General features: G+C 65.4%; 23 protein-coding genes and 1 pseudogene. 7 read left to right on the top strand and 17 right to left on the bottom strand.

Annotation, left to right across the window (positions count from 1 at the left end; genetic code table 11):
* Positions 1-48: 48 nt before the first annotated feature.
* The 5 genes from ACKI1H_RS22015 to ACKI1H_RS21995 all read right to left on the bottom strand — a co-directional run bounded on the left by ACKI1H_RS22015 (position 49) and on the right by ACKI1H_RS21995 (position 4,025).
* Positions 49-1,554, bottom strand: coding sequence for an APC family permease (locus tag ACKI1H_RS22015; protein ID WP_440466313.1), 1,506 nt, complete (start codon positions 1,552-1,554; stop codon positions 49-51).
* 539 nt (positions 1,555-2,093) lie between these two features.
* Positions 2,094-2,309 carry a hypothetical protein gene (locus ACKI1H_RS22010; protein ID WP_138520965.1) on the bottom strand — a complete coding sequence of 72 codons (216 nt, stop codon included), beginning with the start codon at positions 2,307-2,309 and terminating at the stop codon, positions 2,094-2,096.
* 283 nt (positions 2,310-2,592) lie between these two features.
* On the bottom strand, positions 2,593-2,934 hold the full coding sequence (locus tag ACKI1H_RS22005) for a gamma-glutamylcyclotransferase family protein (RefSeq protein ID WP_138520964.1): 342 nt from the start codon (positions 2,932-2,934) through the stop codon (positions 2,593-2,595).
* A 15-nt stretch (positions 2,935-2,949) separates the two neighbouring features.
* Positions 2,950-3,615: a M24 family metallopeptidase gene (locus ACKI1H_RS22000; protein ID WP_440466312.1), complete on the bottom strand. Its 666-nt coding sequence runs from the start codon at positions 3,613-3,615 to the stop codon at positions 2,950-2,952.
* 74 nt (positions 3,616-3,689) lie between these two features.
* Complete coding sequence (locus ACKI1H_RS21995; RefSeq protein WP_045214508.1) at positions 3,690-4,025, bottom strand: hypothetical protein; 336 nt, start codon at positions 4,023-4,025, stop codon at positions 3,690-3,692.
* 201 nt (positions 4,026-4,226) lie between these two features.
* Here ACKI1H_RS21995 and ACKI1H_RS21990 point away from each other — a divergent pair, with 201 nt between their 5' ends.
* Positions 4,227-4,787, top strand: coding sequence for a TetR/AcrR family transcriptional regulator (locus ACKI1H_RS21990; protein ID WP_246084829.1), 561 nt, complete (start codon positions 4,227-4,229; stop codon positions 4,785-4,787).
* A gap of 13 nt (positions 4,788-4,800) precedes the next feature.
* Here ACKI1H_RS21990 and ACKI1H_RS21985 read toward each other — a convergent pair whose 3' ends face one another.
* The 4 genes from ACKI1H_RS21985 to ACKI1H_RS21970 form a co-directional block, all read right to left on the bottom strand.
* Positions 4,801-5,115 carry an AzlD domain-containing protein gene (locus ACKI1H_RS21985; protein ID WP_236175131.1) on the bottom strand — a complete coding sequence of 105 codons (315 nt, stop codon included), beginning with the start codon at positions 5,113-5,115 and terminating at the stop codon, positions 4,801-4,803.
* Positions 5,112-5,810, bottom strand: a complete 699-nt coding sequence (locus tag ACKI1H_RS21980) for an AzlC family ABC transporter permease (protein ID WP_440466311.1) — start codon at positions 5,808-5,810, stop codon at positions 5,112-5,114. The genes ACKI1H_RS21985 and ACKI1H_RS21980 overlap by 4 nt, the downstream gene beginning before the upstream one ends.
* 108 nt (positions 5,811-5,918) lie before the next feature.
* Positions 5,919-6,941, bottom strand: a complete 1,023-nt coding sequence (locus tag ACKI1H_RS21975; RefSeq protein ID WP_138520958.1) for a DNA topoisomerase IB — start codon at positions 6,939-6,941, stop codon at positions 5,919-5,921.
* Positions 6,942-7,029: 88 nt separating this feature from the next.
* Positions 7,030-8,262 carry an oxygenase MpaB family protein gene (locus ACKI1H_RS21970; protein WP_440466310.1) on the bottom strand — a complete coding sequence of 411 codons (1,233 nt, stop codon included), beginning with the start codon at positions 8,260-8,262 and terminating at the stop codon, positions 7,030-7,032.
* Positions 8,263-8,365: 103 nt separating this feature from the next.
* Between ACKI1H_RS21970 and ACKI1H_RS21965 the strand changes: the two genes are divergently transcribed.
* Positions 8,366-9,001 carry a helix-turn-helix domain-containing protein gene (locus ACKI1H_RS21965; protein ID WP_440466309.1) on the top strand — a complete coding sequence of 212 codons (636 nt, stop codon included), beginning with the start codon at positions 8,366-8,368 and terminating at the stop codon, positions 8,999-9,001.
* A gap of 45 nt (positions 9,002-9,046) precedes the next feature.
* Here ACKI1H_RS21965 and ACKI1H_RS21960 read toward each other — a convergent pair whose 3' ends face one another.
* A complete protein-coding gene (locus ACKI1H_RS21960) occupies positions 9,047-10,249 on the bottom strand; it encodes an NAD(P)/FAD-dependent oxidoreductase (protein WP_440466308.1) in 1,203 nt (400 codons plus the stop codon).
* A 324-nt stretch (positions 10,250-10,573) separates the two neighbouring features.
* Here ACKI1H_RS21960 and ACKI1H_RS21955 point away from each other — a divergent pair, with 324 nt between their 5' ends.
* Positions 10,574-11,095, top strand: a complete 522-nt coding sequence (locus ACKI1H_RS21955) for an RrF2 family transcriptional regulator (protein WP_440466307.1) — start codon at positions 10,574-10,576, stop codon at positions 11,093-11,095.
* Positions 11,096-11,102: 7 nt separating this feature from the next.
* On the opposite strand, the gene ACKI1H_RS21950 is transcribed toward ACKI1H_RS21955, so the two are convergent.
* Together ACKI1H_RS21950 and ACKI1H_RS21945 are read right to left on the bottom strand one after the other, a co-directional pair.
* Positions 11,103-11,723, bottom strand: a complete 621-nt coding sequence (locus ACKI1H_RS21950) for a cell wall hydrolase (RefSeq protein WP_138520953.1) — start codon at positions 11,721-11,723, stop codon at positions 11,103-11,105.
* Between the two features lie 201 nt (positions 11,724-11,924).
* Entirely contained in the window at positions 11,925-12,719 is a 795-nt protein-coding gene (locus ACKI1H_RS21945) for an alpha/beta fold hydrolase (protein ID WP_440466306.1), read from the bottom strand.
* Between the two features lie 110 nt (positions 12,720-12,829).
* Here ACKI1H_RS21945 and ACKI1H_RS21940 point away from each other — a divergent pair, with 110 nt between their 5' ends.
* Together ACKI1H_RS21940 and ACKI1H_RS21935 are read left to right on the top strand one after the other, a co-directional pair.
* Entirely contained in the window at positions 12,830-13,783 is a 954-nt protein-coding gene (locus ACKI1H_RS21940; RefSeq protein WP_138520951.1) for a GlxA family transcriptional regulator, read from the top strand.
* A gap of 355 nt (positions 13,784-14,138) precedes the next feature.
* On the top strand, positions 14,139-14,843 hold the full coding sequence (locus tag ACKI1H_RS21935) for an MgtC/SapB family protein (RefSeq protein WP_138520950.1): 705 nt from the start codon (positions 14,139-14,141) through the stop codon (positions 14,841-14,843).
* Between the two features lie 129 nt (positions 14,844-14,972).
* Here the strand turns inward: ACKI1H_RS21935 and ACKI1H_RS21930 are convergent.
* The 3 genes and pseudogenes from ACKI1H_RS21930 to ACKI1H_RS21920 all read right to left on the bottom strand — a co-directional run bounded on the left by ACKI1H_RS21930 (position 14,973) and on the right by ACKI1H_RS21920 (position 18,177).
* Positions 14,973-16,058 (bottom strand): annotated as a pseudogene (locus ACKI1H_RS21930) (MBL fold metallo-hydrolase).
* Between the two features lie 112 nt (positions 16,059-16,170).
* Positions 16,171-17,268 carry a polyamine ABC transporter substrate-binding protein gene (locus ACKI1H_RS21925; protein ID WP_440466305.1) on the bottom strand — a complete coding sequence of 366 codons (1,098 nt, stop codon included), beginning with the start codon at positions 17,266-17,268 and terminating at the stop codon, positions 16,171-16,173.
* A gap of 93 nt (positions 17,269-17,361) precedes the next feature.
* Positions 17,362-18,177, bottom strand: coding sequence for a carbon-nitrogen hydrolase family protein (locus ACKI1H_RS21920; RefSeq protein ID WP_440466304.1), 816 nt, complete (start codon positions 18,175-18,177; stop codon positions 17,362-17,364).
* A gap of 127 nt (positions 18,178-18,304) precedes the next feature.
* Here ACKI1H_RS21920 and ACKI1H_RS21915 point away from each other — a divergent pair, with 127 nt between their 5' ends.
* On the top strand, positions 18,305-19,096 hold the full coding sequence (locus tag ACKI1H_RS21915) for a LuxR C-terminal-related transcriptional regulator (RefSeq protein ID WP_440466303.1): 792 nt from the start codon (positions 18,305-18,307) through the stop codon (positions 19,094-19,096).
* A gap of 1 nt (position 19,097) precedes the next feature.
* Here ACKI1H_RS21915 and ampC read toward each other — a convergent pair whose 3' ends face one another.
* Both ampC and ACKI1H_RS21905 read right to left on the bottom strand, forming a co-directional pair.
* Complete coding sequence (gene ampC / locus ACKI1H_RS21910) at positions 19,098-20,240, bottom strand: class C beta-lactamase (RefSeq protein WP_440466302.1); 1,143 nt, start codon at positions 20,238-20,240, stop codon at positions 19,098-19,100.
* A 93-nt stretch (positions 20,241-20,333) separates the two neighbouring features.
* Complete coding sequence (locus ACKI1H_RS21905; RefSeq protein WP_138520944.1) at positions 20,334-20,774, bottom strand: hypothetical protein; 441 nt, start codon at positions 20,772-20,774, stop codon at positions 20,334-20,336.
* Between the two features lie 207 nt (positions 20,775-20,981).
* Here ACKI1H_RS21905 and ACKI1H_RS21900 point away from each other — a divergent pair, with 207 nt between their 5' ends.
* The gene (locus tag ACKI1H_RS21900; protein WP_440466301.1) at positions 20,982-22,016 is read left to right on the top strand and encodes an RNA methyltransferase; all 1,035 of its coding nucleotides are present in this window, start codon (positions 20,982-20,984) and stop codon (positions 22,014-22,016) included.
* Positions 22,017-22,045 lie beyond the last annotated feature (29 nt).

The raw sequence follows: 22,045 nt of genomic DNA, 5'->3' as shown, positions 1-22,045 counted from the left end.
CAGCCAAGGGAGGGCAGGGAAAAGGGCGCCGCGCGGGGCGCCAGGGACTCAGCCGACGGCGCGGCCGGCGAAGCTCAGGCTGGTGGCGATGCGGCGGTGCGGCTTGGCGATGAACAGGTAGGCCAGGCCGAACAGGGCGAGGGCGGAGAACACCACGACCACCGCCCAGACCTGGAACCAGGGCGCGCCGGGCGGGGCGAGCATTTCCCGTGGCCAGGCCACGTTGATCGCCTCGAACACCAGCCAGACCACGGCGATGACGTTGACCAGCAGACCCTTGCGGCCCAGCTTCAGCGCACCTTTGTCCGGGTCCCAGCGGCCAGTCAGGCGGGCGTACAGCGCGCTGGCGGCGACGATCAGGAAGACAAAGAAGAAGCCGCCGCTGCCGAAGGCGATCAGCGTGCCGACCGCGGTGGCGTTCAGCCCCAGCGCGAGGCCCAGGCTGGCCAGCAGGGTGCTGCAGACCATCGCCGCCATCGGCACCTTGCGCTTGTCGACGCGGCGCAGCAGGGCAGAGCCGGGGAGGATTTCATCGCGGGCCATGCCGAAGATCGCGCGACCGATGTAGGTCTGCACCGAGACGACGCAGGCGACGAAGGCGACCAGCACGATGGCCACGAACGGCTGCTCGGCCCAGGCGCCAAAGGCATCCACCACGGCCGGTGTCACCGGATCGATGATCTGCCCGCTGACCACGGCAGCCGGGTCCTTGTACGACAGGGTGACGGCGAAGGCGGTGAGCATCACGGTCAGCCCGACCACCAGCATCGAACGCAGGATGGCGCGCGGTGTGGAGACGCGGGCGTCGGTGGTTTCCTCGGAAATCTGCGAGCAGGCGTCGAAGCCGAGGAAGGCCCAGCCGCCCACCGCCAGTGCGGTCAGGAAGCCGCTCCAGTAGGTGCCGCCGGAGACTTCCAGGGCATTGAGGCTGCTGAACAGCATCTCGAAGGAGTGGTTGCGGAAGAACAGCAGCAACAGCACGCCGATACCGATGGAGGCGATGGCCTCGGCGAAGATGCCAGCGTTGACGAAGTATTTCAGTGGGTTGATGCCCAGCAGGTTCACTCCCAACCCCAAAGCCAGCAATGCCGCGCCACAAAGCACCTGGGCGTTGGCTGATGGCGGTTCGCCGGTGACCAGCAGGCCGAGCCAGAAGCCGCCCAGGTAGGCGACGGTGGTGAGCGAAGCGAGGGCGGACGCCAGGTAGAGGAAACCGGTGAACCAGGCCGCACGATCACCGATGAGTCGACGTACCCACTGGTAGCAACCGCCGGCCAGAGGGAACTGCGAGGACAGTTCGGCGTACACCAGCGCCACGGTCAGTTGCAGTAGCAGGCACAGGGGCACGATCCACACCCAGGACGGCCCGACGCTCATGGCGCCCAGGGACATCACCGAGTAGATGCCGACGACCGGGGAAATGGTGGCAAAGCCGACGGAGAAGGACGACCACAGGTTCAGCCCGCGGTCGAGCTCCTGCCGGTAGCCGTGGCTGGCGAGCAGGCTTTCGTCGCCGTTGCTGTTGCCAATGGCGGGGCTGCGAAGGTCAGACATGCCGGCCTCCGGTGTTCAGGGAAAAGGGGGATTCACGGCCAGGCATGAGCGAGCGAAGGCGCATGGGAGATCCTCGGGGCAGTTGGAGTTGTTATCGAGAACCCGCGTCTCTAGAGGACGGCTGAGTAGCTGGCGCTGTCAGTGCAGCGCGTGGCCAGAGTAGGGTGCCGCCGCATCAGGAAAAATTCATATTTGATTGGGCTGACATCAATTCAGGCTGATGTTTGCGGGGTAAATTGCCGAATGATGCCAGGGCAGGCAGCGGAGTGCCCTTGTGGGAGCAGATCTTATCCGCGATCAGTCCGATTGGATGATGCCTGGGTCGGCCACTGTCCCGGCTGAGCCCGGAGTTCCCGGAGAAGCGCCGCTGCTACGTGAGCGGCGGGGAGCGAGTAGGGCGGATAACGCCCAGGCATTATGCGCCCTACGAAGCTGCCCCGGTGTTGGCGGGCGTACCAGGGATCAGGCTGGGGAGGCAGGTAAAAAGCGGAAGACGGCAGGAACCGGGAGCGACAGCGCGCTCCCGGAGTACAACGAGATCAGCAGTGCTTGTCCTGCTCGGCCTTTTTCTCGGCATCCGGCTGGGCGTTCTGTGCGGTCTGCTGCTCGGCGTCAGCCTTGTCGCGAGTGGCCTGCATGGCCTGATAGTTGGCTGTGGTCAGGCGGTTGGTCATCAGGGCGGACTCTTCGGCCATGGAAGCCTGGCTGGCGAGCAGGGCAGCGAGGGACAGGAGACTGGCAGTGAGCAGTTTCATGAAGGAATTCTCGGGTAGTGGACTTCTGATGGGTGTTGCTCGCGAGTGGCGACAGTCTACTGACCGGTAACCGGGCGAACCCATGAGGAAAGTTGCTGGGAATGATCGAATCGCCGTGGCGGCGCTTTCAGGGCGATCTACGCCGAGTCGCAGATCGCCCTGAAAGCCAGGCACATCGGGCTCCAGAGCTGTAGCCCGGTGGAGCGTGCCTGGTCATGAAATGATCGACAGTGAAGCTGGGCTAATGAATCCATGCCCGTTGCCTTACGAGTTTCGCTACGTTTCAGGCCTTCACATAGACCCACGCCTGCAGGCCTGATTGCAGCCGGACGTTGATCCGCTGGTAGTCGGACACCTCGTAGGCGTCCGCCGCCAGCAGCTCCTGCTGGGTAATCTCGAAGACGGTGCCAGGCACACGGTCGGCGTCCTCCCCGCTGTACTGGACGATGGGGTGGTGGGTCTTGCCGCTGGTGGCGAGCACGGCGGGGTCGGTGATTTCCACCCAGTCGGTGCGGAAGGCCACCAGCGCGTCGGAGCGGCCCTGCAGTTCGCGGCCGAAGCTGGCCAGTTGGACGGCCTTGTCCTGCAGGGTGCCGTAGGAGAACAGCAGTACGTTTTCACTCATCGCATGGGCTCCGGGTCAGGCCAGCAGGTCTTCGTAGAAGGCACCGTAGGCCTTGCTCGGGTGGGCGAGCTGGATCTCCAGGATCCACAGGCCGCCATGGGGATGCTCGGCGTAGTCGCCCAGATCGCCGGCGCGGTAGATGGCGTGGGGGAAGTCGCTGACACGGTGGCCCTTGATGTCCAGGTTCAGCTTCCAACCCATGGTCTCGGCCTGTTGGTGGGCGAAATCATAGAGCTCGACGCCGCTGCAGCCGGTTTCGCGCCAACGCGCCTCGACACGTTCGAACAGCGTCTTCGCCGCTGCCGCGCAGGCGATCATGTCCGGATCGTCGCCGGTGACGAAGGTGGCGCCGGCGTCGCCTTCGTGACCGCGCCAGACCACGCCCATGTCGATGAAGAAGATGTCGTTCTCACCCAGCACCGGGTTGCCCTCGGAGCGCTGCTTGAAGGTCTTCAGGGTATTGGCGCCGAAGCGGATCAGCAGCGGGTGCCAGATGCGCTCCATACCCAGGTCGGCGAGCACCTGCTTGCCGATGGAGGTGGCTTCCAGTTCGGTCATGCCGGGGAGCATTGCGGCGGCAATGGCGTCCACGGCTTCCCAGGTGCGGGCCTGGGCGTATTGCATCGACTCCAGCGCGTAATTCGCGCCGACGGCTTCCTTGGCGTACACGGCGGTATTCATTTTTCTTCTCTCTGAGCGACAACCTTATCGCCATATATATTTCTACATAGCGGTAGGGAAATTCAATCGTTGGCTCAACAGCAGGACATCGCGCAGGCGATGAAGGCGGTCGTCAGGGTGGTGATGCTCAGGCCGACCAGGAACAGGGTGTCGGCGATGCGCTCCAGGCGATGGTTGCGCTGCAGCTTGCGGGTACGCAGACCAAAGTAGGCGGCGAGGGTGGTGGCCAGGTAGATCACCGTGTTCACCGCGAGCATGTCCTGGCCGATCAGGTCGACGCGGTGCTGGCCGACGATGATGCGCAGGATGCCAACCACGGTCAGGCACACACCGACCATCGCGCCGGACGCGGCGAAGATATGCACGCAGATGTCGTCGTCCAGTTGGGCAGTGTGGCTCTTGTGGCTCATGGCGGGTTCTCCCGGGCCGGCCGCTGCGGTTCATCCGCTCGCCTTGCCGGCTTCGTTGTGGCTGCCATGATAGGAAGGACGCGGTGTTTGCTGTACTCGCTTTCCCGGTGGCCCCAGGTGAACCGAAAAACAGCGGAAAATCAGCCAGATAGCCGTCGCTTGCCAAGGCAGGCGCGGGCGCTGGAGAAGGTCGAGCTCATATTGGAGGCGTCCCGGCGCATCCTGGAGCGTCATGGCCTGGAGGGATTCACCACCAACCACGTGGCGGAACTCGCCGGGGTCAGCGTTGGCTCGTTGTACCAGTACTTCCCCAACAAGGACCGTATCCTCGACGAACTGGCTCGGCGCGAGTTGGCGGCGTTGGCAAGCGGCATCATGGGCGCACTGTCCGCTCGACCGCCGGAGACGCCCGGCGAGCGTATCCGCGCGGTGATCCATGCCGCCGTCAGTGCCTACGGTGGGCGTACTGGAGCGCACAAGGCGCTGATGCACTACCTGATGACCCGTGGTGGTGGCAGTCCGCTGCCGGCCCTGCGCGGCAGCATCATGACCCACCTGGTGACCCACGGCCTGATCGGGCATGACCAGCAGTTGCGCAAGCTCGACGAGGCCGAGGTTTTCGTCCTCGCCCACGCCGTTGGCGGCGTATTGCGCGCGCTACTGGATGATCCCGGTGCCCTGGCGCCGGGGCGGCGCGCGGGCATCGAGGAAGCGCTGGTGCAATTGGTGTTGGCGTACTACAGACAGGGCGAGTCGGGCTGAAGCCGGGCGCCGGTCACAGCCACCAGCGCAGCAGGTAGAACGCGCCCATGCTGAGGATCACGCTGAGCAGCACATTGCGCGTCCACAGCACCAGTGCCACGGCGACCACACCACCGAGCAGGTAGGGGTTGTCCAGGCGCAGGTTCAGCTGGTGCTCGGGCAGGAACACGATGGGCCCGCAGATCGCGGTGAGCATCCCGGGTACGGCGAAGCCGAGGAACTGCCGCACGTTGCTGCTCAGGCGGATCGGCAGGCGCGGTTCGAGGAACACATAGCGGTTGAAGAACACGATCAGTCCCATGCCCAGAATTACTGCCCAGACCATCATGCGCGCACCCCCGAGAGTTTCTGGCAGAGGAAGCCGGCGAACATGCCCGCCAGCCCGGAAAGGACCAGCGCCGAACCGACCTGCCAGTAGCTGAAGAGCACCGAGCAGAACAGCGAGACGGCAACGCAGACTACGGTTGGCACGTTCTTCACCACGGGTGTGATCAGGGCGATGAAGGTAGCGGCGATGGAGAAGTCCAGGCCCAGATGCTCGAGGCCGGGAATGCTGGTGCCCACCAGCACGCCGGCAAGGGTGAAGAGGTTCCAGGCGATGTAGAACGTCAGGCCAACACCCAGTGCGTACCAGCGGTTGAAGGTCTCGCGGTCATGGCTGCTGGTGAGGGCGAACAGCTCGTCGGTGAGCAGGAAACCCAGCCCCGCGCGCCAGCGCCCCGGCAGCCCGGAGATCACCGGGCGCATGGTCATCCCGTAGAGCAGGTGCTGAGAGGTCAGCAGCAGGGTGGTGATCATGATCGAGAAGAACCCGGCGCCACCCTTGAGCATGCCGATGGCCACCAGTTGCGCGGCGCCGGCGAAGACGATGGCCGACAGGCCCTGGCCGTGCAGCGGCGAAAGCCCGGCGTCGATGGCCAGGGAGCCGGCCAGCAGGCCCCAGGGCAGTACCGCGAGCGACAGCGGCATGATGTCGATGGCGCCCCTGAGGAAGGCGCGGGAGGGAAGCTGATCTTGGGACATGAACGTTTCTTGCAGGCAGGTAAGTCTCTTCAGCGTGGCAGAGAAACGTGTCGACTGGCTTGAACAATCTTGCTGTCGTCACCGGCGCGCGCTCTGCTCGAAAGGCGCTCAGGGGAGCGTCCGCGACAGGAACCCGAGCAGGGTGGCCTCCTCGGCGCTCAGGTGCTTCCGCTTTCGCGCTTTACGCAGCTCTTGCAGTTCGCCGGCGAGGAAGGCTTCGATCACTCGTGGATGCACGTAGCACTTGCGGCAGATTGCCGGCGTGTTCCCCAGTTCGTCGGCCACCTGCTCGATGATTGCCTTGAGCTGGCGGTTGGCGCTTTTCTCGTCTTCCCAGCGGGTCTTGCGGCAGTACTCCAGCGCCAGGGTGGTGCCGGCCCAGGTGCGGTAGTCCTTGGCGGTGAATTCCTCGCCGGCGTGTTCGCGCAGGTAGGCGTTGATGTCGCGGGAGTCGATCATGTGGCGTTGGCGGTCGGCATCCAGGTACTGGAACAGCTGCTGGCCGGGCAGTTCCAGGCAGCGGCGAAGGATGCGCGCCAGGCGCGGGTGCTCGATGTCCACGCTGTGGCGGATGCCGCTCTTGCCGCGAAAGGCGAAGCGAATGCGCGTGCCCTGGACCTCGACATGGCGGTTGTTCAGGGTGGTCAGGCCGAAGGAGCGGTTTTCCTTGCGGTAACGCTGGTTGCCGATGCGGATCAGCGTGCGGTCGAGCAGTTCGACCACGGTTGCCATGACCTTTTCCGCCCCCAGACCCGGTCGTGCCAGGTCCCGTTCAAGGCGTTTGCGCAGGGCGGGCAGGTTTTCCCCGAAACGCAGCAGGCGCTCGTACTTGGCGCTGTCGCGAACCTCGGTCCAACGCGGGTGGTAGCGGTACTGCTTGCGCCCGCGCACGTCGCGGCCGGTGGCCTGCAGGTGGCCGAGCGGATCGATGCAGATCCACACGTCGATGTACGCCGGCGGAATCGCCAGGCTGTTGATGCGCTCGATTTCCGCTTCCACGCGGATGCGCTCGCCGCCCGGATCGAAGTAGGCGAAGCGCCCACGCAGACGGCGCCGGCTGATCCCCGGTAGCCTGTCGTCGACGTAGTGGAGGTCGGACGGTAGCTCTGGCAGCTCAGGCGGTGTGCTCATGGCGGCTCCTCGAAGGCTCTCCCGTCAATGGATCGCGCAAGGGCGCTGCGAGTGCGGTTTTTTTCATCGGATCGCGGAACCGGGAGTTTCAGGGGCGGACGTCTTCGGTTTTCAGGTGTGTGGGCGCGATCAGCCTTGGATCGGCGCCGCCGAACAGCGTGCGCAGGTAGTTTTCCTGGCTTTGCAGGCCGTGCCTCATGAGCCAGTCGCGGCCGCCGGGACACGCGCGCAGCAGGCAGTGGAAGAGGAAGCGCGGCGGCGCGGTCAGCAGCGGGTACCAGGGCAGGCTGCCGGCCGGCAGGCCGAGGGCGCGCCGGCCTTGGGCGTCGATGAAGGTGCCGGCAATGCTCAGGTGGATGGCCCGGTTCAGCCGGCCACGCAGCCAGGCGAAGTTGGCATAGTGGCGCTGCAGCGGCTCGTCCACCAGCGCCGAGCCGAGGATGCGACTGCTGTCGTCCGGCGGCGCCTGGGACAGCAGGTTGTGGTAGAGCGCGCGGATGGCCTCGTTCTCGCTGGCGCACAGCCAGCGTTCCTCGACGCCCATCAGCCAGGCGATGTAGCGCCAGAGGTGGATGATCGCTTCGCGGTCGCCACGGCTCAGGACCACACCCAGCATGCGCTGGCCGATCAGGAAGATGGCCGAGAAGGCCAGGTAGGTCGCGTGCATGTCGCCCTGGTTGACCGGTAGGCCGTAGTGGGTGAAATCCCAGGCCTCCAGCCGTGATACCCGCCGTCGCACCAGTGCATGCACCAGACGTACGTGCAGCGTGCTGCGATAGCCCGCTGCGCCGCGGGCCATGCCGCCGGGACGGGTGCAGTCGATCCACCATTTGGTGGTTTCGGCGACGCGCCGCTGCGGACCTTTCTCCAGCGCGCCGGTGAGCACCAGGGTGCGGTTGATGCCGGAGGCCTGGTAGCCGGCCAGCAGGCCCAGGTCACGCAGTACGCGCATCCCGGTGAGCCCGGAGAGTCCGCAGGCGCGGGCGCCTTCATCGAGGCGTTGTGGATCGACCCAGTCGGGCGCTGTGTCGACCCTTGCGAAGAAGTCCGTCAACGCCGGAGGCGCGTCGCGGATGGCTGTAATGCCCTGGTTCAGGGCCTGTTCGTACAGGCGCATGCCGCTGCCGAGCCCGATGTCGAACATCCACGCCACCAGCGCATCCATGGGGGCGTCGCCGACCATGAGCGACTCGCCGATGGCCTGCCAGGTCGCGGCATCCGGCTCGCAGGGGGCCTTGAGGAAGCGTTTGATCGGCGCAGCGGTGCGGCGGGCACGGGACAGGTCGGCGCCGTGGCGGGTGGGCAGGGCAGTTGCGCTCATCGATTCATACCTTGGATGGGTTGCCGGGCGGATGCCTCGAATTACGCTATTGCGAGTATTTGCTCGCATTCAACTCGCATCCGGCTCGCAACAGGGGAGAGGTATGAGGAAGCAACCCAGGCAGCAGCGCGCCAGCGAGATGGTGGCTGTGCTGGTTGAGGCCGCGGCGCTGGTTATCGGCGAGCACGGTCTCGATGCACTGACCACCAACCACGTGGCGCGCCGTGCCGGAGTGAGCGTCGGCTCGCTTTATCAGTACTTCGCCAACAAGGAAATGATCGTCGAGGCCCTGCTGATGCAGCGTGCCGGCACGCTGATGAAGGTGGTGCACGAACGCGTCACGCCGTTGCTGGGGGCGGACATCGGCAGCGTTACCCGTGGGGTTCTGGAGGGCATCTTCGAGCAGGTGGAGGGCGACGCGGCGCAGCGCGAGCTGCTGCGGCACTGGCACCGGCTGAATTCCGCGCCGGTGTTCCAGTCCCTGGAGCAGCAGATGATGGAGGTGTGCCGGCAGTACCTGATGCGCCACTTCGACGACTATCGCATCGACAACTTGCCGGCAGTACTTTTCGTGGTGATCAACTCCGTTCAGTACACCACTGCCCGCTACCTGAGCGAGGCGCAGCCACTACTGGGGCGCGAGGAGGTGATCGATACGCTGGTGCGGATGGTCGAGTCGCTCTGCCTGCCGCGTGGCAGAGGGCCGGCTTCTACGGTGGAAGCCGTACAGCAGGCATGAAAAAGCCCCGGAAGGCGCGTGCCATCCGGGGCTTGGCTCAACGCATCAGGCCACGACCGGGATCATCGGGTCGGCGGCTGCCAGCGCGGTGGCGCGATCGGCGGCTGGCGGGTAGATCCACACGGTGTTGATCTCGGTCTTGATCTTCTTGCCTTCCTCACGCTGGAAACGCACCTGGCGGTCCCAGCCTTCGGTGAACAGCGCACCCCAGGCGCCCAGGTCCAGACAGGTCACGTACTTGGGCTGGCTGTAGGGGATGGGTGCTACGCCCAGCAGGTCGGCGGCGGCGTTGTTACCGGCCGAGCGGCCCAGGGCGATGGCGTGCTGGCAGGTCATCAGCGCGTAGTTGCCGACCTCGTCGGTGGCGGCGTAAGCGGTGTCGCCGGTGGCGAACACTGCGTCCTGACCGATGACCTGGAGATTACGGTCCACGTGCAGGCGGCCCTGGCGGTCGCGTTCGCCGGCGACCTGTTCGGTCAGCGAGCTGGCACGCACGCCGGCGGTCCAGATCACGGTCTTCGCGTCGATGCGCTCGCCGCTGGAGAGGGTCACACCGTTCTCGTCGATGGATTCCACCGAGGCCTTCAGGCGCCATTCCACGCCCAGCTCGGCGGAGGCTTCGGCCACCACGGACTGCGAGGTGATGCCCAGTGCGCCGCCAATCTCGGCGCCGCGATCGACCACGATGACCCGGACCTTGGCGTCCGCGCCCAGTACTTCCCGCAGTCGTGCGGGCATTTCAGCGGCGGTTTCGATGCCGGTGAAACCGCCGCCAGCGACGATCACCGTGTTGCGCGCTTCGGACTCCGGCAACTGGTGCAGCGCGCGGATATGCGTTTCAAGGCGCACGGCCTGGTCGATCTCATCCACGTCGAAGGCGTGCTCGATGCCCGGCAGGGCGGGGCGAGCGACTTTGCTGCCGCTGGCGAGGATCAGACGGTCGAAGCCCAGGGTGGCGATCTCGCCGCTGGCGTTGCGGTAGTCCAGTTGGCGGCCATCGACATCGATCTGCTCGGCGCTGCCCTGGATGAAGGTCACGCCCACGGCGCCGAACAGGTCGCCCAGCGGAGCGGCCATCTGGTGCACGTTCGGCTCGTAGAAGCGCGGGCGGATGCGCAGTTCGGCCTGGGGGGCGAGGACCGCGACTTCGACGTCGCCGCGCTGGTGCAGGTCGAGCAGGCGCGTGGCGCTCAGGGCGCTCCACATGCCTGCGAAACCGGTGCCGACGATCAGGATGCGTTGTTTCATGGTGCTCTCCGACGAAAAGGATGAATCCAGGTTGTTGGGTTCCCGAGTGCCTGATATCGGAGCGGTTCGCTTCCCGGCTCGTCTCGGATAACTACGACTATATTTGTCGTAGTTAAGTGGTGCAACCGATTTTTGCCTCAAACTCCGACCGTTCGTCACGGCTGAGCTCGTAGAAGCGGTGCTGCTTCTATTTATGCGAGGAGCATGGGAAAGCGCAAAAATGCCCGTGCCATAGATGACAGCTCGTCAGGGTGCGTGCTTAAGTGCTTGCCGAATACCCGGCGTGGCCGGAGAATAATACGACTAATCTAGTCGGAGTTTATGATGGCTTTGTACAGTGCGGGGGTGGAGTACGGCATTCACTGCCTGCTCTTTCTGACAGACGAGAAGGGTGACAACCGGGACTCCAGCGTGCGTGCGCTGGCGGAGTTGCAGGGCGTGCCCCAGGAGCTGCTCGCCAAGGTCTTCACCAAGCTGGCCAAGGCCGGGCTGGTGGCGGCCACCGAAGGCGTGCGCGGTGGGTTCCGTCTGGCGCGGCCGGCGGACGAAATCACCGTGCTGGATATCGTCAAGGCCATCGATGACGACAAACAGATCTTCGAATGCCGCGACATCCGAGGCCGTTGCGCCGTGTTCGAAGGCTCGCCGCCGGAATGGGCGACCTGCGGCACCTGCTCGATCCACGCGGTCATGCTGACCGCGCAGAAGCGCATGGAAGAGGCCCTGGCCCAGCACACGGTGCTCGACCTCGCGCGCCGTGTCGGGCGCAAGGCACCGCCGGAGTTCGGCGAGGCACTGGTGCGCTGGATGGACGCCCAGCGTGACGGCTCCAGCGCCGCCAACTGAAGGCGCTCTAGCGCGCATCACCGCCGCGCGGCTTGTAGAAGACGAACTCGTCAGTCTCCGCCGTGCGGATGTACTCCTTGGCCCAGCTTGGTGATACATGGCGGTCATGGAAGTACATGGCGCCGCGGGTGCGGTCGCCGAGTTGCTGGTTCAGCGCCTTGCGGGCGATTTCCTTGGCGATGTCGTAGCGGTTCTTTTCTTCCACCTGGTCGGAGCGGCCGTCGCACCACCAGGAAAACTGGCAATGCTTCTGCTCCTGGCCCTGCTTGACCACCCCGCACACCGTGTCGGGGAAGCCGCCGTGGCCCATGCGGTTGAGCACGACATTGGCGACGGCCTCCATGTCCGCCTTGCCGCCGCCCTTGGCTTCCCAATAGATGGTCCGTGACAGGCAGACAACAGCGTCGTCCAGCGGCGCTTTGCCGACCGGGTCGACGGCCTTCACTTCAGCTTTGGTAATGGGCGCTGCGGTGGTGACTGCCGTGGCGGGGTGGGCGACCTGCTGTTCCAGCACTTCACCCTTGCTCACGGCGGCCTGGGCTTTCTCGTCGGTGGAGCTGCCGATGTCGGCGGCGAAAGAAAAGGCCGCCCACAGGGTGAGCAGCAGCGTTGGAAGAAGGCGGCACATGATCGGACCTACCTGCGCAGCAAATCAGTCTTGTCGCTGTGCTGGCTCCTTGCGGCGCCTGCGCAACGACGCCCTTGAGGCCGCCTTGCTCTGTATGGACGAAGCGAGGCGACGGCGCCTGGTCGTTGTGACTGTGCCGCGCGGAACTAGATTCAACTTTCCAGCCAGACGGTAGCTGCCGTACCCCGCCAGTGACGGGGCCTAGGGCAGATAACGCTGCAGGAACTCGCTCACCGCCTGGAGTACCGCCGGCTGTTGTTCGCGGTGCGGAACGTGGCCGCAGTCGGGCAGCAGCCTGAGCATCGTCGGTACGCCGGGGACCGAGGTAAAGCGTTCCGGGTGCGCGGCCGAGCCGTACTCGTCCTGCTCGCCATGCAGGCTGAGGATCGGGCACTTCACCTGGGCCAACTCGGCGTCCAGATTCCAGTCGCTGAAGTCATCGGACAGCCAGGTGTCGACCCAGGCACGCAGCACCCAGAAGGCCTTGTCGCCGTGGTACTTCTGCAGGCGCTCCAGCTGGCCATCGCGGGCGAACTCCACCTCGGCGGCGCGGATGCCGTCGCGGGTCTGGTGCTCGACGAAGGCCTGGGCCGACTCGGTGACCAGCGCCACGCACGCTTGCGGATGCTGCGCCACGCAGGCCACGGCCATGGCGCCGCCGACGCTGTGGCCGAAGACCACACAGCGTTCGAAGCCGAAGTGCTGTTGCAGCAGGGGGAAGAAGCGGCGCGCCTCGTCGTCGATGAAGTCCAGGGGCAGGGCGCCGGGATAGCGATCGGAACGGCCGAAACCGAGGCGATCGTAGGCGATGACCTGGCGTCCAGTGGTGCGCGCGAGCTGCTGCGGGAAATCGCGCCACAAGGTCACGCAGCCCAGCGAGTCATGCAGCAGCAGGATCGGCTCGCCGACGGTTTCGGCGGGCGTCCAGTCCTGGGCGAACAGTTGGCCCTTTTCGCTGCTGATCCAGTGTTCCCGGGTGGTGACGGGCAACGACATGACACGCTCCTGTACTGACTCGCTGTGGGTTCGGTCATAGTATTCCCGGCAGGTGACCGAGGCGATGTTCAGATGGGCTCATGCATAGTCCGATCGGGCCAGGAGGGAGTTTGGAACAGATAGCGATACTGGCCTACGACGGCTGTTGGGCGATGGGGTTGTTCTCGGCCGCAGATTTCTTCCGCATTGCGGCTTTGCTGGAGAAGCACCTGGGGATGCAACCGTCCTTCACGGTGCGGGTGGTGTCGGTCGATGGCGCGCCAGTGTCCGCAGCAGGCGGCCACGTCATTACACCGGACGCTGCGCTGGAAGACGTCAGGGCGGCTTCTCTGATCGTCCTGCCGGCCATCGAGGGACCGCGCCTGGCCGGCTTCGAAGCGGATGCGCGAGTGCTGGAATGGTTGGGCCAGCACATCGACGCCGGCACGCGGGTGCTGGCGTTGACCACGGGGGCCGCCTGGCTGGCAGCCAGTGGGCGCCTGGACGGCGGACTGCTGGCCACGCACTGGGCCTTCGTCCGGCAGCTGGGCAAGCGCTACCCGGCGTGCCGCTTCGTGGCGCGGGAGTCCTTCCTGCAGGAGGGTGGGCTTTACAGCACCGGCTCGCTCAATGGCTGCTTCGACGCCTTGCTGGACATTCTCGCGCGCGACCGCGGTGACCGCTTCGCCCAGCTCTGCGCCACCCACCTGCTGGTGGCCGATCCGCACCGCCTCGGGCCGATCCTGCCGGGCCATCGCAACCATTGCGACGACACGGTATTGCGGGTACAGGACTGGATCGAGAGTCACCACGCCGAGCCCCTGACCATCGAGCGCATGGCGCGCCAGGCCGGCGTCAGCCAGCGGACCTTCAAGCGCCGCTTCAGCGAGGCGACGAAGTTGCCGCCGAATCTCTATCTGCAGCAGGTACGCATCGACAAGGCGAAGAAGCTGCTGCTGGCTACCCAGCTGTCGGTGCGCGAGATCGCCACCGGGGTCGGTTACGAGAACGTCAGTTTCTTCGTCCGTCTGTTCAAGGCGCGGGTCGGAACCACCCCGGCGCGCTGGCGCGAAGGCGCCTCCTGAGGGCCGCTAAGGAAACCTTAAGGCAGCTCGGGGATGATGACGACTCGCGGCCGGAGCTGTCCCGGGCAGTGCTCACACCGGGTCCGGTCGCTTTTTTTGAATCACAGAGGAGTCCTGCCTTGGACACTTGCCCTGGTCGATTGCGACAGGTCTGAACAGCGAGCCGTCCGGCAGAGCCCTGCCACTGTCTCGCTGCGTTGCGGACAGTGGCGATACGCATCCCACCAAGGGATGACGTCTCACCATTCCCCTGCGGGGCCAGCCTGGCCCTTCGCACTCTCGCAATCCATCCCCCGAATGCGCGCCGGCATCGCCCGGCGCATGGAGCGGCCCTGCGCCGCGAACGAGGTGGAACATGGATTGGAAAATCTTCCTGCTGCGGGTCGCCGCGGCACTCATCCTCGGCGCCCTGATCGGCGCCGAACGCCAACTGCGCCAGCGTCTCACCGGCCTGCGCACCAATGCGCTGGTCAGCACCGGGGCCTGCCTTTTCGTGCTGATGACCCAGGCCATGCCGGGGCTGTCCGCGGATGCGCCGCGCATCGCTGCCTACGTAGTGTCTGGAATCGGCTTCCTGGGCGGTGGCGTGATCATGCGTGATGGCCTGAACGTGCGCGGCCTGAACACCGCCGCCACGCTCTGGTGCACCGCTGCCATCGGTGTGCTGTGCAGCATGGGGCTGTTGCTGGAGGCGGCGCTGGGCAGCGTGGTGGTGCTTTGCGCCAACATCCTGCTGCGTGACATCGCCCAGCGCATCAACCATCAGGATGTGCTGCCGGCCAACGAGGCGGAGCAGCGTTATGGCGTTGCCATCGTCTGCCGTGCCGAGGACGAAATCCAGGTGCGCAGCCTGATGTTGCACAGCCTGGACAGCAGCGAGCTGCGTCTGCAATCGCTGCACAGCGAGGACCAGGCCAACCCGGCGAAACTCGAAGTGCGCGCCGAGCTGCTCGGCGGCCACGGCGCCGCCGGCCAGCTGGAACGCATGGTCAGCCGCATCAGCCTGGAGAAGGGTGTCAGCTCGGTGCGCTGGCAGCTCTTCGAGCTGGCCAGCGACTGATTCAACCGACGGTGGAATATCTCGGAAACCCTGAGCGTAGGATGGGTGGAACGCAGCGATACCCATGCGGTTGGTGCAATGCGCCAATAGGTATCGCCGCGCTCCACGTCATCCTACAAAAGCTGGGACTCAGCTCTCACGGGCAGTGCGGCAGCCGCAGCGTGGTGCCGGCGTACGGGCTTCCTCGGCCACCACACCGCGCCACCAGCGTTCACCTTGATGGGGCGCCTCGATGTCGATGCGCTCGCCCATCATTGGCGTGGTGACGGTGAGCCCACGCTCGCCGGCGATCTCCAGCACGCGCTCGAAGGGTTCGTACCAGGCATGCATCGCCAGGTCGAAGGTGCCGTTGTGGATCGGCAGCAGCCAGCGGCCGTTGAGGTCCTGATGCGCCTGCACGGTCTGTTGCGGGTGCATGTGCACGTAGGGCCAGTGTTCGTTGTAGGCGCCGGTTTCCATCAGCGTCAGGTCGAAGTGGCCGAAGCGCCGGCCGATCTCGGCGAAGCCGTCGAAGTAGCCGGTGTCGCCGCTGAAGAAGATGCGCAGGCTGTCATCCTCGATCACCCAGGAGCACCACAGGGTACGGTTGCCGTCGCGTACACCACGGCCGGAGAAATGCTGAGCCGGAGTAGCGGTGAGGCACAGGCCGTCCACCGTGGTGCTCTGCCACCAGTCCAGCTGGCGGATCTTCTCCGCCGGCACGCCCCAGTCCAGCAGGCGGTCACCTACGCCCAGCGGAGTGAGGAAGACCTCCGCGCGCGCGGCGAGCACGGCGATGGTCGCGCGATCGAGGTGGTCGTAGTGGTCGTGGGAGAGGATCACGCCGCGGATTGGCGGCAGGTCCTGCAGGGCAATCGGTGGTGCGTGGAAGCGCTTGGGTCCGGCGAAGCTGAACGGCGAGGCGCGTTCGGAAAACACCGGATCGGTCAGCCACCAGCCGCCGCGCAGCTTGAGCAGCAGGGTGGAGTGCCCGAGGCGATACAGACTGCGGTCCGGGGCGGCGTCCAGTTCGTCCGGCGTCAGCGCACGCACCGGCACCGGAGCGCGCGGCACGGTGTTCTTCGGCTTGTTGAAGAGTACGTTCTACAGCACTTTCGCGCTGGGCTCTGGCATGTCGGGAGAGCGCGGCTTGAGGTTATGGAAGCGGCCGCTGCGCGATTGCGGCGAATGGTCGTAGTCGCCGATGGGCGCGCGTTGCAGTGGGAGGCGGGGCAAGGCACTGATCCTCTGGTGGCGGAATGCGTCAGCTGAGCACGCTACAGGTTCCGCCGCCAGGGATCATTACCGGCGTTTTGATAACGAATATTGCTGGCGCTGATGGAGCGGCTCAGGTCCCGGTCTTCACCTTGCTCCAGACCCGGGTGCGAATGCGCTCGGCCTTCAGCGGCAGTGGTTCGACCGGGAACAGGGTGGCCATCACTTCCTTGGAGGGGTAGGCGCCCGGGTCATCGCGCAACTTCTTGTCCACCAGGGCGGTAGCGTCGCGGTTGGCATTGGGGTAGCCGACGTAGTCCGAACTCCTGGCCACCACCTCCGGGCGCAGCATGTAGTCGATGAAAGCCAGACCTTGCTCGGGGTGTGGCGCGTCCTTGAGCAGCACGAAATTCTCCACCCAGACCGGTGCGCCTTCGCGGGGGATGCTGTAGGCGATCCTGCGGCCGTTGCCGGCGCGCTCGGCGGTCAGGCGCGCGTCGAACACTCCGCCTTCCCAGCCGACCACCACGCAGGTGTTGCCGTTGGCCAGGTCGGTGATGAATTTCGACGAGTCGAAGTAGCGCACGTAGGGGCGGATCTTCAGCAGCAGTTCCTCGGCCTTGCGGTAGTCGTCGGGGTTCTGGCTGTTGCTGGGCAGGCCGAGGTAGTGCAGGGCGATGGGAATGATCTCCCCCGGCGCGTCGAGCATGGCCACGCCGCACTGGCTGAGCTTGGCGATGTTCTCTTCCTTGAAGATCAGGTCCCAGGTGTTCACTGGCGGGTTATCGCCGAACAGCTGGTGGAGCTTGTCGACGTCGTAGCCTATGCCGGTGGTGCCCCACATGTACGGCGCGCCGTAGCGATTGCCGGGATCGTTGCGTTGCAGGGTGGCGAGCACTTCCGGGTCCAAGTGCGGCCAGTTCGGCAGTTTCGAGCGGTCCAGCTCCTGCAGCACGCCAGCCTTGATCAGGTTGGGCAGCACATCGCCGCTGATCACCACCACGTCGTAGCCGGTGCGTCCGGCCATCAGCTTGCTCTGCATCACTTCGGCGTTGTCGAACACATCCAGCACCGGGTTGATTCCGGTTTCCTGTTGAAAGGCCTTGGGCGTTTCGGGGGCGATGAAGTCGTACCAGTTGTACAGGTGAACGGTGGGGGTTTCGGCGGCCGAGGCGGCGCCGAACAGACTGGCAAGTGCCAGCAAGGGTGCAAGGAGGAAGGGGGCTTTCATGGGGCGCTCCTGGCCGGCGTTCGCAAGGAGCGCCGGCGGTTTTCGTTGTGATTGTTATCGGCAGGTTGCATCCGTAAAAGGGCCGCGGACGGCTCAGGGAATCAGCAGCTCGCGCCGGCCATCGGCGTGCTCGATGCGCTGCCCGGGCAGCTGGAAGCGCTTTTCCCGGTGATAGTCGTAAAGTGCCCGGGCAGCGGCGATCTGGCTGAGGTCCAGTACCACGCTGTGCCGGCATTCGCCGCGGCCGGCCTCGAACAGGGTGTGGCCGAACGGGTTGACGGCGGCGCTGCCGCCCGCGAAGACCAGATCATCACTGCCGTCGCCGACGCGGTTCACTACCACGGCGAAGAACTGGTTCTCCTGGGCGCGGGCGGCGATGGAGGTGCGGTGCACGTGGCCGTAGGGCTCCATGTTGCCGTCGGTGACCAGCAACAGCTCGGTGCCCAGTTCCGCTACCGCGCGGGCGGTTTCCGGGAACTCGGTGTCGTAGCAGATCAGCAGGCCCATGCGTACGCCACGCCATTGGAAGCTCACATAGCGGTCGCCGGGCTCGACCAGGCCGGGTTCGCCAACCCACAGATGAGTCTTGCGGTAGCTCGCCTGGATGCCTTCGGGGGCGATGAACAGCGTGGTGTTGTAGAAGCGCCCGGCATCGTTCTCGATCAGTCCGACCACCACGGCGACTTCGCAGTCGCGGGCGGCTTGCTGGATCGCACGCACACTCGGGCCATCCAGTGGCTCGGCATTGCTGGCGATGTTGTCGGCCTCGAGGAAGCCGGTGATCTGTGCCTCGTGGAAGACCACCAGGTCGGTATCGGGCGCACAGGTGGCGATGGCCTTGAGGATGCGCTGCAGGTTATGCCCGGTGTCGCCGTCACGCGCCGCGAGCTGTACCAGTTCGAGTTTCATGTCTGGACCTTGTTGTTGTTCGTATGGGCCCCACGGGCCAGTGACAAGCTCCCGAAGGCAATGCAAGTATGCGTTTCGCCTAGGAATTTCCTATCACGCCGAATAGTTAACCCCAGGGGGTACGAGCATGAACCTGAACCTTGCGGACATGGCCTGGCACCGCGCGATAGGGCAGTTGATCGAGGAACTGGACTGCCCCGGTTTCTGGCGTTCGCTGGTGCGCGTGCTGGGCGACTATGTGCCGGTGGACTCCTGGGTGGCGGTGATGTTCAGCGATGGCCGGCCCTATTCGTTTGCCGAGAGCCCCTACGAGGGCGAGTCACCCGACCCGCTGTTCCACGATTACATCCAGGGCCTGTACCTGCTCGATCCGTTCTACATCGCCAACCGCGAGAAGCCGGTGAGCGGCTTGTTCCGCCTCGCTGAGGTGGCGCCCGAACGCTTCACCCAGACGGAGTACTACCGCCTGTACTTCAACCAGAACGTGAAGGAGGACGAGGTGCACTACAACGTGCCGATCGATGAGACGCGCACCCTCTGCCTTTCACTCGGCAGCCTGAGTCGCTTCACCCCGGAGCACCTGGCGCTGCTGGAGCTGGCCCGTCCCTGGGTGGCCGGCCTGATGCGCCAGCGGCTGTTCTTCGAGGCCGCGGTGAGCGAGGCGCCGACGCGTCAGCCGCAGCGTTGGCAGGGCGACCTGGAGCAGGCCATGGAACGTCTAGGCACACCGCTGACTGCCCGCGAACTGGACGTGATCCGTCTGATACTCAGCGGCTGCTCCAACAAGGAAGTGGCGAACAAGCTGGATATCTCGGCCGAGACGGTGAAAGTTCATCGCCGGCACATCTACGCCAAGCTCAATATCAAGTCGCAGCCGGAGTTGTTCGCACTCTTCCTCAAGGCCCAGGCACAGGCCTGAGTCAGTTCAGCCTGGAGAGAATGTCCCAGGCCAGCTTCACCCGCACTTCGTTGGGGTAGTTGCGGTTGGCGAGAATGACAATGCCGCGCTGCTTCGACGGGATGAACGCGACGTAGGCGCCGAAACCACCAGTGGCGCCGGTCTTGTTCACCCAGACGTCCTGCTGCGGTGGCAACGGTTTGCGCAGTGCCGTCACCGGCTGGCTCTCCAGCACCATCGAAGGGCCGTTGTATTGCTGAAGTTCGGCGAGCTTGGGCGGGTAGGCGTACTGCTCCCAGACCAGGTCCTGGGTCATCGGCCCGACCTGGTAGTAGCCGGTGCGCGTGGCGTCCACAGCCGAGCGCAGCTTGTCGCCAAGCTTCACCTCGCCCAGTTGGATCTGCACGAAGCGCAACAGGTCGCGGCTGCTGGACTTCACGCCGTAGGCCTCGTCGGCGATCTGGTCGGGGTTGACCCGCACGGGGGCATCGTCCTTGTCGTAGCCCTGGGCGTAGATGCCCTGGCGGGTCACCGGTACGTCGATGTGGGTGTTGCTAAGACCCAGCGGCGCGAAGATGTTGCGCTGCATCGCGGTCTTGAACGGCACGTCGAGGGCGTGCGCGGTGGCGATGCCGAGCAGGCCGATGCTGGGGTTGGCATAGGTGCGCTGGGTATTGGCGGGATACTGCGGCTGCCAGGTCCTGTAGTAGTCGGTGAGCTGCTGGGGTGTCTTCACGTCCTCGGGCAGTTGCAGCGGGAAACCACCGGTGACGTGGGTGGCGAGCTGGAGCAGCGTCACCTTGTCCAGGGCGCTGCCGAGCAGTTCCTTCAGGTAGCGCGTGGGGCTGTCTGCGAGCTTGAGCTTGCCGGCGGCCTGGGCGAAGCCGGCCAGGGTGGCGGTGAAGGTCTTGCTCACCGAGCCGATCTCGAACAGCGTGTCGCTGCTCACCGGCTGCTTGCTCTCCTTCGAGGCCACGCCGAAGTTGTAGAAGCGTTGTTCGCCGTGGTCGGTCACGCCGATGGCGAGGCCGGCGATGTTCTGTTCGCGCATGACCTGCTGGGCGAGCTTGTTTACCTTGGCGTCGAAATCCGGCGGGGCTGCCTGGGCGAAGCTGGCGATGAGAAGAGGGAGGACGGCGAGGGCGAGTGGGGCGTTCCGGTGCATGACGACTTCCTGGCAATGCAATGGGCAGACCCTAGCATCGTCGCTGCGTTCGCTCCAGCCGAAGGCGGGGCATTGCGCCCCGCCCGGCGAGCATCAACGGATGTTGTTGATGTTGCCCTTGTTGCCGGTGACCTTGACGTCCACCTTCTTGAAGATGACGTAGTCCTGTACGGTCACTTCGTAACGCGGCGCGACGATCAGGTCGGAGCCGGAGCTTTTCACTGCCTTGAAGGCGGCGGCGGCCTTGGCGCTGGACACCGGGTCGAAGGCCGCCAGGCTCATGCCCGAGCCACTTTCGGCGCCATAGGTCACGCCGTCGGCGAACTGGCTGTCACCACCGAACTTGATGAAACCAAACAGGATGTTGACCTGCGACTGCCCGCTGATCGGGCCGCCAACGGCGACGTCGGCCTTCAGGTCGGTCTTCACGGCGCCGGCCACCGGGGCGATCGGCTGGCTGATGTTGTAGCTGCTGCAACCGCTGGCCAGGACGGCGACGGAAACCAGCGCGGCGGCGCTCAGGAACTTCTTCATGCTTACTCCTTGTATGCAAAGACCCCGCTCCCGGATGCAGGGCAGGGCGGCGGCACTGTAGGGCGGCGACGAACGGTGGCTGAATAAGACAAATCTCAAAGCGCAGTGCGTAGGTTTGACGCAGCGACGGCTCTGCGGCGGTGTTTTCAGCGCCCACGACCGACTGCGCTACGCCCCGGCGTGGGGCGGTGGTAGGATTCGCGCCCCATGCGAATCTCCGACCTCGAACAACGCCTCGCCGACCTTGGCGCGCTGCCCCTGCACCGCGGGCGGATGCTGCGTGCCTGGCTGCAAGGCAAGCCACTGGATGCCGGCACCAAGCGGCAGGCCACCGAGGACTTCCTGCCGCTGAGTGTGCGCAATGGCGTGGCACAGATCGCCGCCGAGCTGGATGCCCTGGCGTCCGTTCATTCCCGTCATCCCGGCGGTGACAACTCCGAGCGCCTGCTGGTGCGCCTGGCCGACGGGCAGATGGTGGAAAGCGTGCTGTTGCCGCGCGGTGGCGTGTGCGTGTCCACCCAGGTCGGTTGCGCCGTGGGCTGCCGCTTCTGCATGACCGGCAAGAGCGGCCTGTTGCGGCAACTGTCCACCACCGAGATCGTCGCCCAGCTGGTGCTGGCGCGGCGCGTGCGGCCGGTGAAGAAGGTGGTGTTCATGGGCATGGGCGAGCCGGCGCACAACCTCGATAACGTGCTGGAAGCCATCGACCGCCTCGGCACCGACGGCGGCATCGGCCACAAGAACCTGGTGTTCTCCACCGTGGGCGACCCGCGCGTGTTCGAGCGCCTGCCGCAGCAGCGGATCAAGCCGGCCCTGGCGCTTTCGCTGCACACCAGCAATGCCGAGCTGCGCGAGCACCTGCTGCCCCGCGCGCCGAAGCTGACGCCGGAGGAACTGGTGGAGCAGGGCGAGGCCTATGCGCGCGCGACGGATTACCCGATCCAGTACCAGTGGACACTGCTCAAGGACGTCAACGACAGCCAGGAAGAACTCGACGGCATCCTGCGGCTGCTCAGGGGCAAATTCGGCGTGCTCAACCTGATCCCCTTCAACGCGCTGGAGGGCGACCAGTACCAGCGCCCTGACGGCGAGCGCATCGGCGAAATCGTCCGCTACCTGCATAGCCGCGGCGTGCTGACCAAGGTGCGCAACAGCGCCGGGCAGGATGTCGACGGCGGCTGCGGCCAGCTGCGTGCACGGGCGACCGAGCTGATCGCGACTACGCGCGGGCGTAGCCTCTAGTCACTCTTGATGGATGTGTTGGAAAAGCT

Origin of the sequence: Pseudomonas sp. YH-1 (genome assembly GCF_051990045.1) — a bacterium.
Taxonomy (GTDB): Bacteria; Pseudomonadota; Gammaproteobacteria; order Pseudomonadales; family Pseudomonadaceae; genus Pseudomonas; species Pseudomonas nicosulfuronedens.
Note: the sequence above shows the minus strand (reverse complement) of the source record. Positions and strands in the feature narration are given on the sequence as shown.